This is a genomic window from Ruminiclostridium papyrosolvens C7, assembly GCF_000421965.1.
In the GTDB taxonomy this organism is placed as follows: domain Bacteria; phylum Bacillota; class Clostridia; order Acetivibrionales; family DSM-1351; genus Ruminiclostridium; species Ruminiclostridium papyrosolvens_A.
In genome coordinates this window covers 234,880-248,784 of the sequence record NZ_ATAY01000020.1, presented here as the reverse complement: position 1 = coordinate 248,784, position 13,905 = coordinate 234,880, and the positions used below count along the sequence as shown (strand labels likewise).

Here is a 13,905-nt window from a genome sequence, read left to right as displayed (position 1 = left end):
TTACTTGTTACGGCATACACGAAAACCCTGATCGTATCCCTTGCCATTTGGATCAAATTTCCCTCTGTATGAAAATTCACAGGCACGATCATCACTGAGCCAGCAGCCACCTCTCCATACCCTGAGAGAGCCACCTTTACTATCCAAAGCATCGCCGTACCAGTTCCAGCACCATTCCCTGACATTACTCGACATGTCATAAAGCCCTAACTCGTTTGATTTCTTTGAACCAACAGCTTTTGTTTGATTTTTATTACTTTCAATCTTAGGCCAGTACCACTCTCCGTCTAATTTTTTATTACCTGAGTTTACCCAGTACCATGCTACTTCATCAACATTGTTACTTCCGCTGTATGTATAATTTTTACTATCCTGACCTCCGCTTGCAGCATATTCCCACTCTACCTCTGTAGGTAATCGATAACCATTAGCTTTTGAGTTTATAGTTACTGTCCATTTTATATCATCTATTTCGCTTGTATTATTTGGGTCTTTTTTATCTTTGTCTATGTTGTAATATGGATCCAACCCCTCTTTTATGCTTCTTTTATTGCAGTATTCAATACATTCATACCAGTTTACCATTTCTACCGGTAAATTATCACCTTTGTATTGTGACGGATTGCTTTCCATTATCTCATTCCATTCTATCTGAGTTACTTCATATTTGCCAATATAAAAATCAGAAATTTCTACATTTTTCTCATAGAGGTTGGACTTCTTATTCTTAGAAATTCCTCCTTTGACTAATACTAAATTATCTGACACTTCTTTCTTATTAAGATTTTCTTGCGCACTGGGTTTTTCTTGAGAACATGCGCTAACGCCAACCATCATTGTGATTAAAAGGAAAATTAAAAGTTTTTTCATTGATTTTGTCTCCTTTAACTGATAAAAATTATAGACCGTAAAGTCCTATAAATTCAGCCCCTGCTAAAATTGAAGGCCGTTCTTCTAAAAACGGCCCCAACGCTTTCGGACTATCTAACTGGAGTAGAACACTTATACACTTGTCTCCAATTTTTAGGAACCGTATGTCTTGTTCCATTTTACTCTTCTGAAAGATAATATTCAATTAATATGTAGGTAAGTAATTTTTTATTATACCTAAGGCAGCCGTTGGTATAACCGGCGAACCCTATCTACCCAAGGATAATAATTCTTTATTGGTCAAATGACCTTTTTACCAAACTGTTACGTTAGCACTTCCGCTACTTTGATATCCTTCTACGCACAATGCTTGATATGACCAGCTGCTTCCAAGATTCATTCCTTTGCTTTTCCATGCATTAACATGGTTAGCGAAGTTAATCTGAACATTTTGTCCTGTTGGTCTTTTTGATTGTCTAACGCTCCAGAACTGAGTAAAACTCTGAGTACCGTCAATGGAAGGTGCATTATATCTCTGAGTTGTATATATGTCATAAGTACCACCGTCACTGGTTACAGAACCCTTGTATGTACCAGTAGGTCTGTAAGTTCCCCATGTATCAACGATATAGTATTCAATAAGTGAGTTTCTTGTCCATCCATAAAAACTTAAATATCCATTACCTGAAGGTGAGAATACACCTGCATTGTAGTTACAAACTCTGTTTGCAGTTCCGTAATTCCATCCTTTACCAACAACGAAGTTTCCGCAATTATACCAATTAACGCTGAAGTTTCCACCTGATCCATTAGTTACATTTACTGTTCCGCCACCATCGGTCCAGTTCTGCCAGTAATCAGTTGCTGCATATGTTGTTCCTGCAAACATGCTTGTAACACTCATTGAAATTGCAAAAATTAATCCTAAAACTTTTTTATTAAACTTACCCATACTATAATCCTCCTAAAAATATAGTTTTATTTACTACTTACCTACATACTAGTTGAATACCATCTTTCTTTTAACCCTTTTTGAAAGGTCGTTTCACTTAAAACAAAAATTTGTATAACAATTAAGCCATTACAAAGTCACTAAAAAGAAGTTTTTAATAAATAAAACCCCGGATTTAGTAACAATACAATAAGATGCAATATATAGAATGTATTTTTTGTGTAGTTGGGAACTAGTTAAATATGTTTAGTAGAATTGTGCAATAACATGCTGAAAATATAGATAATTACTTAGATGACGATGTAATAACTTCTAGATAAAATAACCTGTAGAGTAAATAAGAAACTATAAAATCTACTCACCTCCTAATTAACGTAATGACTCTACTAAATCATGTTATCATATTTATACAGTTTTGTAAATATTTTTGTTGTATTTTTTTGCTATTTAGTGAAAATTTTTGTCATTTAGGTTGAATCTGGAATAAACATTAATTGAGTGTCAATTCCCTCTCAACCTCATAAGTATAAAATAACGTGAACTTTTTTTCCTAAATCATATTATCACTTTTATACACATTTGTAAATATATTTCATGTAAAATGTTGCTATTTTGTGGAAATAATTGTGTGCGGATGAAAAACTGTGAATTATAGTATCCTAGATGAAAAAGATAAAAAATACTAAAACAATACTCCAATACGTTGTGTAATTTAGCTATATGGGACTAATTTTACTTTTCGCCTCCCAAGTGATAAATTAACGTAATAATTCTACTAAAATATATTATCATTTTTATACACTTTTGTAAATATCTATTGTAAAATATTGTGGTATAAGTGGAAAATATTGTTACCAAGGCTCAACAATAAGGATTCTACATTTTTTTCAGATAAATAAGTATTTTGTTGTTGACATTATCAAATATTGCTCTTATAATATAAAAGTGTTCGGGCGAGGTAAGCCCTTAAATATTAAATATGCGCCATTAGCTCAGTTGGTAGAGCACCTGACTCTTAATCAGGGTGTCCCGGGTTCGAATCCCTGATGGCGCACCAAAAAACCGTTTGAATGTTCAAACGGTTTTTGTTTTTGTGAAAAATAGTTTTATTTAATTCATTTGGGCCGAAATTAATGTTTCTTTTTGCCTTCTGGTCATTTTTTTAATTCTGTATTCTCTCGATAACGCCATAGATTTGGTTTCAGCCTCTTCGTAATACACAAGTGTCACCGGGAGTCTTGCCCTGGTATATTTTGCACCCTTGCCCCGGTTATGAACTTTAATTCTTTTTTGTAAATCATCTGTATACCCTGTATACAGTGTCTTATCAGCACATTGCAAAACATAAACGTAATACATTTTTTAAAACACCTCAGATATGTAAATATTTAATGATTTATACAAGTATTTTTGCAACTGCCCTCACCATACAGGAATCAGCTCTGATTTTTAAAGGAAATGCCATTAATTCAAAATCCAAACCTGCCGGAATTTTGTCCAGATTAGTAAGATTCTCAAGCAGCAGAATACCATTGCCGAGCAAATATTTGTGTATTTCAAAAGGAAATCTGTCAGGTGAAGGAGTATCCATTCCTACTAATTTGATTCCATGGTTTACCAGAATTTTGCAAAATGACATACCTAGTACAGGATGATTACTATAATAGGTTTCCCGTCCATAAAATGCATCCATTCCGGTATGAACCAGCACTATTCTCTTATCTTTCAAAACTTCCAAATGACTGTTGTCAGCTTCTAAAACGCTTTTACCGTATGTATGTATTACGCAAGCGGGGCCATAAAAATTTTCCAGAGGATAGTTACATATATATTCGCAAACATCAGTAATGTGCATTGCTCCGTCAACATGAGTTCCAATGTGCATCCCTGTTTTCAGACTATGATTATTATACTGGTCTTTGGAAAATTCATGGGTTTGTTTTAATCTCACAACCTCATCGCCGGGATAAACAGGCATATTGTTAAATATATCACGAGATAAATCTATTAGTTTCATATTTTACTTCCTAATATTTTTATAGTATATATTAATTATACAGTTTTTTTGAACTTAGGCAAAAGTAATAACAAAAGGCTTCATTCAGCCGGTTTAAAACCAGCCGAACGAAGCCTTGTCTGACTTATTGTACACTGTAAGTGGTCACAAGCCTGCTTGCGCCGCAGGTAATCTCTATATTATATGTCCCGGTATCTGTTTTTTCGTCCACCTTCCAAGTACATAAAAGATTTCCATCCTTACCTGCAACTAAATTTCTTACAGAAGAATAATCTCTCCCGTTGATTTTATAAGATGCAATAATTCTACAATTAGAGCCGTGTGTAGCCTTTATTGCAAGTAACCCTATTTCTCCGCGTCTAATATACGGTCTTCTTGCAACTATTTCTATTCCTCCGTCAGTCTGAGCTTGGAGGTTAATTTGCCTATTTGCAACATCTATACTTCCGCCTTTTAAGACCTTGTAGTTTATAAAGCCCGGCAGCAATAACATAATGGCTAATAAATAAGATAAAATACGTTTCAAATATAATCACCTCAAAGTATTTATTTCTTATTTTTCACCATTATTATTTTAATATTAATTGTTCAAGGTAGTAATTAATGCTAATTAATAATTCTTTGCGAGCATTTGAAAGTATGCTTGAGGATGGTCGCATACAGGGCATACTTGAGGAGCTTTTTCTCCTACATGAATGTGTCCGCAGTTTGCACACTGCCATATTACTTTTTCACCTTTGATAAATACGGCATTACCTTCAACATTCTTCAAAAGAGCTAAATATCTCTCCTCATGTTCTTTTTCAATTTTTGCTACAGCTTCAAAAAGATATGCTATCTTGTCAAAACCTTCTTCTTTTGCCTCTTTGGCGAATTGTGCATACATATCAGTCCATTCATAATGCTCACCGTTTGCAGCATCCTTGAGATTAGAAGCAGTATCACCTATGCCATCATGCAAAAGTTTAAACCATATTTTAGCGTGCTCTTTTTCATTATTCGCTGTTTCAGTAAATAATGCAGCTATTTGCTCGTAACCCTCTTTTTTTGCTTTTGATGCATAGTATGTATACTTGTTTCTTGCCTGTGATTCGCCTGCAAATGCAGCCATAAGGTTTGCTTCTGTCTTAGTTCCCTTTAAATTACTCAATTGAAGTTACCTCCTGTTTAATTAAAAATAATAATAGATTTAATAATGTTATACCACAGTTTTCTGAATTTGAAACCAACATTTTCAGAAAAAAACTCATGATAAATTATATCACACAAAGGTAATTTTAATGAATTATGCCAATACTATGTTTGCTTATATGAGTTATAATGTTAAGAAAAAGACATTGTTTAATATTATTAATAATAGATATAGCATAGGAGGTTGATTATCATGGATAAATCAATTAGAAAAAAAGTATCTGATTCCAGAACTGAACAAATTCAAATATTAATGCCTGAACATATAAATGGTTTTAACCGCCTTTTTGGCGGCAAGCTAATGGAATGGATTGATGTTGTTGCAGCTGTTGTTGCCAGAAGACATTCCGGCTGTAACGTTACTACAGCATCCATAGACAATTTACAGTTTAAAGCACCTGCCTACGTTAATAGTACTATATTTTTACTGGGACAGATTACTTATGTAGGAAATACGTCAATGGAAGTAAGGGTAGATACCTTTGTTGAAGAACTTAACGGAACCCGTCGTATGATAAACAGGGCATATCTGGTTCTTGTTGCATTGGATAAAAAAGACCTCCCCGTTCCTGTCCCGGGAATAATACTGGAAACTGAAGAAGAGAAAACAGAGTGGGAAGCCGCCAGAAAGCGCTGTGAATTAAGAAAGCAAAGACGCCGTGAAGAGTTCTGAGAAAGCAATGTTTAATCTGAATCAAATAAATACCTGATCATTTTTTGGGGATTGTTGAGGAATTGTCTGGTTACAATATAATGCTCTGTTTCCTCATATTGAGTCAGCTTGATCCCATTCTCATCTAATGTGAAAATGTCTGCATCCGGATAGGCCAACAAAATAGGTGAATGAGTCGCTATAATAAACTGACAGTTTTGCTTCACAAGCTCATTTATACGAACCATCAGTGTCATCTGTCTGGTCGGGGATAGTGCAGCCTCGGGTTCATCGAGTACATACAGGCTGTTTCCGCCAAACCTGTTCAATACCAGTGACATGAAGCTTTCTCCATGTGACTGGTTATGCAGAGATTTCCCTCCATATGTATGAATGAGTTTGGTGCAGCCTTATCAAGCCTGTCAACTTCACTTGCAACATTATAAAAGCTTTCCGCTCTCAGGAAAAACCCATCCTTAGGGCTCTTCACCCCTTTTGCAACTATAAGATTTTTATATAAAGTAGAATGTGTTTCTACCGAAGAAAAATTAAAATTTCTGGAACCACCCTCAGGATTAAATCCCAGATTTACGGCAATAGCCTCAAGTAAAGTTGATTTTCCGGTACCGTTTTCACCCACAAAAAAGGTAACCTTCTTATTTATACTCAAAGTTCCAAGTTTCCTGATAACCGGAAGAGAAAAAATATAGCTTTCATCGAATGAAACGTCTTTTCTTAGCTTAATTTCCCTAACATATAGATTATTGAACAGGTTTGACATCCTTCATCCTCCATAAATTCTTAAAGTGTCTCATTAATTTCCATTATATATATGTATCTTTAATTTATCAAGAACATTAGTTCTATTTATTTTATCCGGTAACCTTTGATTATTTAGGAAAATATGTAATAATAAATTATATAATCAAAGACGGAGATGTTTTTATGAATATTGAACTATTGACTGATATCTTAAAAAATGCCGGCAGCATTGTATTTTTTGGAGGAGCAGGAATGAGTACCGAATCGGGTATACCTGATTTCCGTTCCGAAAATGGTCTTTACATGACATCTGACGGCTCACAATACTCACCTGAAACAATGCTTTCACACAGTTTCTTTGTATCACATACCGATGAGTTTTTCAAATACTATAAAACTAAAATGATATGCAGAGAGGCTAAACCAAATGCAGGACATTTAGCTCTTGCAAAACTTGAAGAATCCGGCAGACTTAAAGCTGTTGTAACACAGAATATAGATGGTCTCCACCAACTGGCTGGCAGTAAAAATGTTTATGAGTTGCATGGCTCGGTTCACAGAAATTATTGTACCGAATGCAGAACTTTTTACGATTTGGATTATATATTTAATGCAAAAGGTACCCCCCGTTGTATGAAATGCAACAGCATTGTCAAGCCTGATGTTGTTCTGTATGAGGAGGCCCTGGATGAAGATGTGGTAAGCGGGGCCATAAATGCAATAAGGAATGCCGACGTTCTTATTATTGGCGGAACCTCACTGGTTGTTTATCCTGCAGCAGGACTTATAGATTACTTTAGAGGTAAAAAACTCATTCTTGTTAATAAAAGCCCTACTCCCTATGATTCCAGAGCTGACCTTGTAATAAATGATTCAGTGGGAAAAGTCCTTGAGAATGCTGTGAAATCTATTTAACAAATAGTTATATACTCGCAATTGTTTTAGCAAGCATTTTGCCTAATACAACTCCTGTAAGGCAAAATGCTACGCTTAAAATAACATTTGCCACGCCGAAGACTACTTTTCCGTCCTGAAAAAGGTTAACTGTTTCCAGACTAAAGGTTGAAAATGTTGTAAACCCACCTAAAATGCCGGTAGTTAAAAACAACTGCATTTTTTTATTATCAGGACACAAACCCATTAGCAACTGTGTTAATAATCCTATCAAAAATGAACCCAGTATATTAATGATTAAAGTAGCAATGGGAAAACCACTTGTATTAATCTTATTTACTAAAGTTGATATATAATATCTTGACGCCGCTCCAATGAACCCTCCAAGTCCAACAACTAATGCGTTCATTTAAAAATCCCCTTCTTAAAATATTACAAAAATTAAAAACAAATGAGAACCCAAAATAAATGCTCTCTCAGGTTTAAACAAAATTTGAATGTTTTATTATTATATAACATGTGATGTTTATACTCAAATTCTATTTAAATAGATTGTTTAAATTTCCAGATAATATTTGCAATTACATAATTGCACTATTTCCAAAGATATGATAAATTATTTATGCGTGTTTATGCATAAATTCGACTTTTTATGCATTTACAGCTCTCTGGAGAGTCCCAGGTATGGGCGCCGAAGGTGCAAGGCAGTGGTTTTTTCATTGCCGGTCTCTCAGGCAAAAGGACAGAGCTTTATAGCTTAACGTCTTTCTCTTGGAGAGCCAAAACATTCGTTTTGGCTTTTTTGTTTTTCAAAAATTTCAAGAAGGGATAGGTTAAAAATAATGTTAGAAAGAATCAGCAGTTTCATTTCTTGGTTTGACGGTATTGTTTGGGGATTACCATTAATTATCTTAGTACTGCTCGTTGGAATTTTACTCACAGTAAGAACCGGTATGCTGCAAGTCAGGCATCTGCCCCGTGCTCTAAAGTATATGGTTAAGAATGAAGAAGGCGGGAAAGGTGAAGTATCCAGCTTTGGCGCGCTTTGTACAGCACTTTCTGCCACAATCGGTACAGGAAATATCGTAGGTGTTGCAACTGCAATCGTTGCAGGCGGACCCGGCGCTTTATTCTGGATGTGGATCGCAGCGTTTTTCGGTATGGCTACAAAGTATACAGAAGGACTTCTGGCTATAAAATACCGTACCATTGATGAAAACGGACACGTTTTAGGCGGGCCATTCTACTACATACGAAACGGTATGGGTAAGAAATGGGGCTGGCTTGCAAAGGCTTTCTCATTTTTCGGAGCAGCTGCCGGACTCATGGGTATTGGAACCTTTGTGCAAATTAATGGTATTTCTGATGCAGTACATAATTATTTTGATCCAAAAAATTTGCATACAATATCTATTCTGGGAAGAAGTTATTCGTGGTCAATAGTATTAACTGCTGTTATTGTTACTTTGTGTGCAGGATTGGTTATTATCGGTGGTTTAAAAAGAATTGCAAGCGTTTCGGAGATCATAGTTCCTTTTATGGCAATTTTTTATGTTATAGCTACACTAATAGTTGTTTTTGTAAATATAAAGGCTATTCCCAATGCTTTTGTTCAGGTTTTTCAAGGTGCATTCGGGCTCAAAGCTGTGGGTGGCGGAGCAATAGGTGTCGGAATAAGTTCAATGCTTAATTCCATGAGAATGGGTATTGCCCGCGGTATTTTCTCAAACGAATCCGGTTTAGGAAGCGCCCCTATTGCAGCTGCTGCCGCTCAAACACATGAACCCGTACGTCAGGGTCTGGTTTCAATGACTGGTACTTTTGTTGATACAATTGTAATATGTACAATGACAGGTCTCTGTATTATAACCACAGGTTCATGGAACATAGGTCTTAAAGGTGCTGCTGTAACACAGAACGCATTTAAAGCAGGTTTTGGTTTTGCACCAACACTGGGTTCCTTTATTCTGATGATAAGCCTGGTGTTCTTTGCCTTTACAACAATTATCGGCTGGAACTATTACAGCGAACGTTGTATGGAATATCTGACAAACGGTAATATGAAGGCAGTTAAAGTTTTCCGTTGGCTATACATTCTGGCTGTTTTTGCAGGCCCCTTTATGACAATAGAGATCGTTTGGAATATATCAGATATTTTCAACGGCTTGATGGCCTTTCCAAACCTGATTGCACTGATAGCATTAAATGGTGTCGTTGCAGCGGAAACAAAAAAATATTTTGATAAGATAAAGGAAAAAAGCTTAGTTAATTTATGATTTTATTTCAGCAAAACAAGGAGTGTCTCAAAACTACTAAAAAGTAGCTAGCGATTTATAAAACTTAGTTGACATATAAAAAACAGCTTTCAAAATATTGAAAGCTGTTTTTTATGGTCGGAATGACGTGACTTGAACACGCGACCTCTTGCACCCCAAGCAAGCACTCTAGCCAAACTGAGCTACATCCCGATAACGCGAAATTAATTATAGCACACTAAATTTAGAATGTAAAGACTAAACAATATTATTTGTATACAAGAAAAAAACCGGAAATGCATATTAGCAATCCGGCTTTTTCTATTCCTCTTTTGGTTGTAATTCACTTATATGATACGTAATACATTTGGAAGCTTTTGGTGCTTTAGTAATCTTTGGTGTTGTATTAATCACAGCAGCAGCTGTTGTGGTTTTAGCACGCCCTGCCTTTTTGGCTTTAGCTTGTAAAAGCTTGCTCAAATTTGTACTACAATGTTTGTTACTACAACTTCCATTAATAATCATTGACCCACATTTGCAGAATTCTACCATATTATTCATCCCTTCAAGTCTTGTATGAAATACTAGTATACCACAATATGGGCAATAAATGTAACTGGAAATAAATGTATGTAAATTATGGTCGATTATTTCTTATTAACCAGCTTTAATGTAATTTTGAAATTTACATTACTCTTACGCTTTGTTTTAACATTATTAAATGTCCTGTTTTTATTTCTGTGCACCCTAGTAACGGGATAAATTCTCAAAACCTTATGTATCATTTTAAAACCGCCTTACCCAAAATACTCCAGATAATATATCGGCATTTTATAACAAAAAAATAGCCTCTAATAATAACAAGGCTAAAGTCTGAGTAGTATCCATTTGAAATACACAAGGTTAATAGCGTTGACCCTTTTTAGTAATTAATCTATAAACTATATATCCAGCAATAACAAGGATTGCTAATGGTATTAATTGTTTTAGTATGAACCCTACTATGCTAATAGCCATTATCAGCAAAAATATCGCTACAATTATAGTTATAATTCTTTTGGTTTTATCATCCATATACTTTTTACCTCCGTCTTTATTATATGTAAATTATACACCTATACATACACTTTTGTCTATAATATTTTAATTATTTTGATTCAATTATTAATTTTTTTAATGTTTGAATCAATTTCATTAATTTTGATAACCTTTTGCAATCAAATTTATTGATTGTATTACAAAATCAACTTCAGTATTTGTGTTAAAACATCCTACACTCAATCTAACAATTCCGGAATTTACTGTTTTAAAATGTGAATGTGCCAATGGAGCACAGTGGAGACCTGCTCTACATTCAATTTTATACTGTTTGTCAAGCTGATAGCTGACTTCAGTAGAATCCATTCCCTCAAAGTTAAAAGCTACTATCCCACTGTTTTCTTCAGCATTTTCAGGGCTGAACATCTTTATATTATTAATACGGCATATTCCATCAAAAAGTCTGACGGTTAGTTCATCCTTTTTTTTACGAATTTTATCAATACCGTTTTTTTGAATAAACTCCACACCCGCCCCAAGTCCTGCTATACCCGGTGTATTAAGAGTTCCGCTTTCAAGTTTATCTGGCATTATTTCAGGCTGATACAGCAGTTCTGAACTACTGCCTGTACCGCCTCTCATTAGCGGCTTCATCCTTATATGAGGTGAAACATATAATCCACCTGTCCCCTGAGGGCCAAGAAGTCCTTTATGTCCGGGAAACGCAACCATATCTGCATGAACCCGGTTTATATCAAGTTCTATACTACCCAATCCCTGCGATGCATCTATCAGATACTTTATGCCATTATTCCGTGCTATTTTGCCAATCTCCTCAACAGGCATAATTATACCGTTAACGTTTGAAGAAAGCGTACATACAATCAATCTTGTTCTTTTATTTATACTTTTCCGTATATCCTGCGGATCAATACGTCCAAGACTGTCAGCACCGACGATAGAAAGTTTTACTCCCCCATATTTTTCAAGTGTTTTTAATGGCCTTATCACTGAATTATGCTCCATACAGGTCGTAATTACATGATCACCGGGTGAAAGACTTCCGCAAATTGCTATATTTAAAGCCTCTGTTGCATTTTTTGTAAAACTTATATTAAGACTGTCCTCTATTTTTAACAGGTTTGCTATCCGTTCACGGGTAGTAGCCACAGTTGTAGCACTGGCAACAGACATTGTATGACTTCCTCTGCCCGGATTGGCACAGTAAGTTCTCTGACATTTGTCCATTTCAATATATACAGCTTCAGGTTTCGGAAAGGAAGTAGCAGCATTATCCATATAAATCATAATATACCTCAACTATTTTGGCGGTTTATTATAATGTATGAAAGCATTAACCCTTTAGTTCTATTTCTTTTATTCTATATATTCTTTATGGCCTTCCTCATCCTCATGATTACCGGGATTGCAATAAATCCTCCTATCAAGGCAGTTACAAGCTGTGGCCAGCTGAACATAGCTAAAAGTCTTTGAGCAAACTTTGGGAATTGAAATATATTCAGGAACAAATTAATTGAACCGTACAAAAATCCGAACTTTAAAATAGAACCCAAAACAACGCCTGCATATTTGTTTTTATTATATAGTAAGTAAAATACAATTACCAATATAAGGTTTGCTACTGAAATTACAGGAGCATACAAAAGTAGTGCGGCTGCCAGCGGAGCGTGGTTATTTATCAGTGAGGTAAACGGAGATAATACGGCAATTGCTACCCCACCTCCAATTCCGGCAGTTATTGCAGCTACTAAAACACACATATTGACCAACGGGCCGACTATAAAATTATTGTAAGGAAGGCTTCTCCCGGCCATCTGCACCACAATTACAACAGCAAGAAGAACCGCAGTTCTTGTAATCATTCCAATCTTGTCATTTCTCATATATGTCCCCCTTTTGTATAATAATATAATTAATTGTATGAAATGAATAATATATTGAATTATTGTATAAATATACCACAAAATTCTGCTTATTAATATCATTTTAGCAATGTGCTTAACTAAATTCCCATTTTCTATAGACTTTTCAATTGAAAAGTAGCATAATAAATCTAGAATTTTCACATAAATTGATTGATACTTTCTTATAAATTATCAAATTTTGCTTAATAAATCATATAGAAGGGAGTAATACGAAAATGAATATTTCTATTACCAAAACTACAAATCCTAAACAAAAACCGGATCAGAACAATTTAGGATTTGGAACATATTTTACAGACCATATGTTCATTATGGATTATACTGAAGGAAAAGGCTGGCATGACCCGAGAATAGTGCCATATGCTCCTTTAGAAATGGACCCGGCTTCAATGGTTCTTCATTATGGTCAAGCTATTTTTGAAGGTTTAAAAGCATATAAAGCTAAAAACGGTCATATTCTTCTTTTCAGACCTGATAAAAATATGGCAAGAGTTAACAGTTCAAACGAGCGCCTTGTAATACCTAGAATTGATGAGGACTTTGGTGTACAAGCTATTAAAGAACTAGTTAATGTTGATTCAGACTGGATTCCGGATGCTCCGGGTACATCTTTGTACATACGTCCATTTATAATTGCAACAGATCCATTCCTTGGTGTAAGGCCTTCTGATACTTACAAGTTTATAATCATTCTTTCACCTGTTGGGGCTTATTACAAGGAAGGCATAAATCCTGTAAAAATATATGTTGAAAGCAACTATGTACGTGCAGTTAAGGGCGGACTCGGTTTTGCAAAAACAGTTGCCAACTATGCATCAAGCCTTAAAGCACAGGTTGAAGCTAAACATTCCGGATATACTCAGGTTCTTTGGCTGGACGGTATTGAGAAGAAATATATAGAAGAAGTAGGAACAATGAATGTATTCTTCAAGATAGATGGAGAAGTTATTACTCCATCCCTTGAAGGCTCAATTCTACCGGGTATTACTCGTATGTCAACTATAGAAATGCTGAGAAAATCAGGTATAAAAGTTACTGAACGCAGAGTATCAATTCAGGAACTATATGATGCACATGCAGAAGGAAAACTGGATGAGGCATTCGGTACCGGTACTGCGGCTGTTATTTCACCTATAGGTGAATTCAACTGGGACGGAAATGTTATTAATATAAACAATGGAAAAATAGGACCTGTAGCGCAACAGGTATACGATACAATCACCGGAATTCAAAGCGGTGAACTTGAAGACACTTTTGGCTGGACACAGATAGTTAAATAATATTATTGCTTAGAAAAGCTGTAGTTTTCGACCCATGAAAACTACGGC

Annotated in this window: 15 protein-coding genes, 2 tRNA genes, 1 pseudogene and 1 riboswitch; of the genes and pseudogenes, 5 read left to right on the top strand and 13 right to left on the bottom strand. The window is 35.3% G+C overall.

Going from position 1 to position 13,905, the window contains the following annotated elements:
- Positions 1–870, bottom strand: coding sequence for a formylglycine-generating enzyme family protein (locus L323_RS26175; protein ID WP_020814602.1), 870 nt, complete (start codon positions 868–870; stop codon positions 1–3).
- A gap of 313 nt (positions 871–1,183) precedes the next feature.
- Positions 1,184–1,822, bottom strand: coding sequence for a glycoside hydrolase family 11 protein (locus L323_RS26170; RefSeq protein ID WP_020814600.1), 639 nt, complete (start codon positions 1,820–1,822; stop codon positions 1,184–1,186).
- 981 nt (positions 1,823–2,803) lie between these two features.
- Here L323_RS26170 and L323_RS26165 point away from each other — a divergent pair.
- Positions 2,804–2,879 (top strand) — tRNA-Lys (locus L323_RS26165).
- A 53-nt stretch (positions 2,880–2,932) separates the two neighbouring features.
- Here L323_RS26165 and L323_RS26160 read toward each other — a convergent pair.
- The 4 genes from L323_RS26160 to rbr all read right to left on the bottom strand — a co-directional run bounded on the left by L323_RS26160 (position 2,933) and on the right by rbr (position 4,989).
- A complete protein-coding gene (locus L323_RS26160; protein WP_020814599.1) occupies positions 2,933–3,181 on the bottom strand; it encodes a GIY-YIG nuclease family protein in 249 nt (82 codons plus the stop codon).
- 37 nt (positions 3,182–3,218) lie between these two features.
- On the bottom strand, positions 3,219–3,839 hold the full coding sequence (locus tag L323_RS26155) for a cyclase family protein (RefSeq protein WP_020814598.1): 621 nt from the start codon (positions 3,837–3,839) through the stop codon (positions 3,219–3,221).
- A gap of 124 nt (positions 3,840–3,963) precedes the next feature.
- Positions 3,964–4,365 (bottom strand): hypothetical protein, encoded by a 402-nt coding sequence (locus L323_RS26150; protein ID WP_020814597.1) that lies wholly within the window; start codon positions 4,363–4,365, stop codon positions 3,964–3,966.
- A gap of 84 nt (positions 4,366–4,449) precedes the next feature.
- Positions 4,450–4,989, bottom strand: coding sequence for a rubrerythrin (rbr, locus tag L323_RS26145; RefSeq protein WP_020814596.1), 540 nt, complete (start codon positions 4,987–4,989; stop codon positions 4,450–4,452).
- A 234-nt stretch (positions 4,990–5,223) separates the two neighbouring features.
- Here rbr and L323_RS26140 point away from each other — a divergent pair, with 234 nt between their 5' ends.
- A complete protein-coding gene (locus L323_RS26140; RefSeq protein WP_020814595.1) occupies positions 5,224–5,703 on the top strand; it encodes an acyl-CoA thioesterase in 480 nt (159 codons plus the stop codon).
- Between the two features lie 11 nt (positions 5,704–5,714).
- Here L323_RS26140 and L323_RS26135 read toward each other — a convergent pair.
- Positions 5,715–6,463 (bottom strand): annotated as a pseudogene (locus L323_RS26135) (AAA family ATPase).
- Between the two features lie 164 nt (positions 6,464–6,627).
- Between L323_RS26135 and L323_RS26130 the strand changes: the two are divergent.
- A complete protein-coding gene (locus L323_RS26130; protein ID WP_020814594.1) occupies positions 6,628–7,359 on the top strand; it encodes an NAD-dependent protein deacylase in 732 nt (243 codons plus the stop codon).
- 7 nt (positions 7,360–7,366) lie between these two features.
- Here L323_RS26130 and crcB read toward each other — a convergent pair whose 3' ends face one another.
- The gene (crcB, locus tag L323_RS26125; protein ID WP_020814593.1) at positions 7,367–7,747 is read right to left on the bottom strand and encodes a fluoride efflux transporter CrcB; all 381 of its coding nucleotides are present in this window, start codon (positions 7,745–7,747) and stop codon (positions 7,367–7,369) included.
- 249 nt (positions 7,748–7,996) lie between these two features.
- A riboswitch (glycine riboswitch) is annotated at positions 7,997–8,094 on the top strand.
- An 86-nt stretch (positions 8,095–8,180) separates the two neighbouring features.
- On the opposite strand from crcB, the gene L323_RS26120 reads away from it, so the two are divergent.
- Positions 8,181–9,614 (top strand): alanine/glycine:cation symporter family protein, encoded by a 1,434-nt coding sequence (locus tag L323_RS26120; protein WP_020814592.1) that lies wholly within the window; start codon positions 8,181–8,183, stop codon positions 9,612–9,614.
- Between the two features lie 114 nt (positions 9,615–9,728).
- Here L323_RS26120 and L323_RS26115 read toward each other — a convergent pair.
- The 5 genes from L323_RS26115 to L323_RS26100 form a co-directional block, all read right to left on the bottom strand.
- Positions 9,729–9,806: transfer RNA gene (locus L323_RS26115), tRNA-Pro, on the bottom strand.
- A gap of 108 nt (positions 9,807–9,914) precedes the next feature.
- Entirely contained in the window at positions 9,915–10,145 is a 231-nt protein-coding gene (locus L323_RS26110; RefSeq protein ID WP_020814591.1) for a hypothetical protein, read from the bottom strand.
- 351 nt (positions 10,146–10,496) lie between these two features.
- Positions 10,497–10,667 (bottom strand): hypothetical protein, encoded by a 171-nt coding sequence (locus tag L323_RS41270; RefSeq protein WP_020814589.1) that lies wholly within the window; start codon positions 10,665–10,667, stop codon positions 10,497–10,499.
- Positions 10,668–10,787: 120 nt separating this feature from the next.
- Positions 10,788–11,939, bottom strand: coding sequence for an aminotransferase class V-fold PLP-dependent enzyme (locus L323_RS26105; RefSeq protein WP_020814588.1), 1,152 nt, complete (start codon positions 11,937–11,939; stop codon positions 10,788–10,790).
- 74 nt (positions 11,940–12,013) lie between these two features.
- Positions 12,014–12,535, bottom strand: a complete 522-nt coding sequence (locus L323_RS26100) for an ECF transporter S component (RefSeq protein ID WP_020814587.1) — start codon at positions 12,533–12,535, stop codon at positions 12,014–12,016.
- A gap of 257 nt (positions 12,536–12,792) precedes the next feature.
- On the opposite strand from L323_RS26100, the gene L323_RS26095 reads away from it, so the two are divergent.
- A complete protein-coding gene (locus L323_RS26095) occupies positions 12,793–13,857 on the top strand; it encodes a branched-chain amino acid aminotransferase (RefSeq protein ID WP_020814586.1) in 1,065 nt (354 codons plus the stop codon).
- Positions 13,858–13,905 lie beyond the last annotated feature (48 nt).

Excerpts from the sequence above, each read along its gene's own strand:
- L323_RS26160 (WP_020814599.1), bottom strand. The coding sequence starts at position 3,181 with ATGTATTACGTTTATGTTTTGCAATGTGCTGATAAGACACTGTATACA.
- L323_RS26100 (WP_020814587.1), bottom strand. The coding sequence starts at position 12,535 with ATGAGAAATGACAAGATTGGAATGATTACAAGAACTGCGGTTCTTCTT.
- L323_RS26120 (WP_020814592.1), top strand. The coding sequence starts at position 8,181 with ATGTTAGAAAGAATCAGCAGTTTCATTTCTTGGTTTGACGGTATTGTT.
- L323_RS41270 (WP_020814589.1), bottom strand. The coding sequence starts at position 10,667 with ATGGATGATAAAACCAAAAGAATTATAACTATAATTGTAGCGATATTT.
- L323_RS26105 (WP_020814588.1), bottom strand. The coding sequence starts at position 11,939 with ATGATTTATATGGATAATGCTGCTACTTCCTTTCCGAAACCTGAAGCT.
- L323_RS26155 (WP_020814598.1), bottom strand. The coding sequence starts at position 3,839 with ATGAAACTAATAGATTTATCTCGTGATATATTTAACAATATGCCTGTT.
- L323_RS26095 (WP_020814586.1), top strand. The coding sequence starts at position 12,793 with ATGAATATTTCTATTACCAAAACTACAAATCCTAAACAAAAACCGGAT.
- L323_RS26140 (WP_020814595.1), top strand. The coding sequence starts at position 5,224 with ATGGATAAATCAATTAGAAAAAAAGTATCTGATTCCAGAACTGAACAA.
- L323_RS26110 (WP_020814591.1), bottom strand. The coding sequence starts at position 10,145 with ATGGTAGAATTCTGCAAATGTGGGTCAATGATTATTAATGGAAGTTGT.
- L323_RS26170 (WP_020814600.1), bottom strand. The coding sequence starts at position 1,822 with ATGGGTAAGTTTAATAAAAAAGTTTTAGGATTAATTTTTGCAATTTCA.
- L323_RS26130 (WP_020814594.1), top strand. The coding sequence starts at position 6,628 with ATGAATATTGAACTATTGACTGATATCTTAAAAAATGCCGGCAGCATT.
- L323_RS26175 (WP_020814602.1), bottom strand. The coding sequence starts at position 870 with ATGAAAAAACTTTTAATTTTCCTTTTAATCACAATGATGGTTGGCGTT.
- crcB (WP_020814593.1), bottom strand. The coding sequence starts at position 7,747 with ATGAACGCATTAGTTGTTGGACTTGGAGGGTTCATTGGAGCGGCGTCA.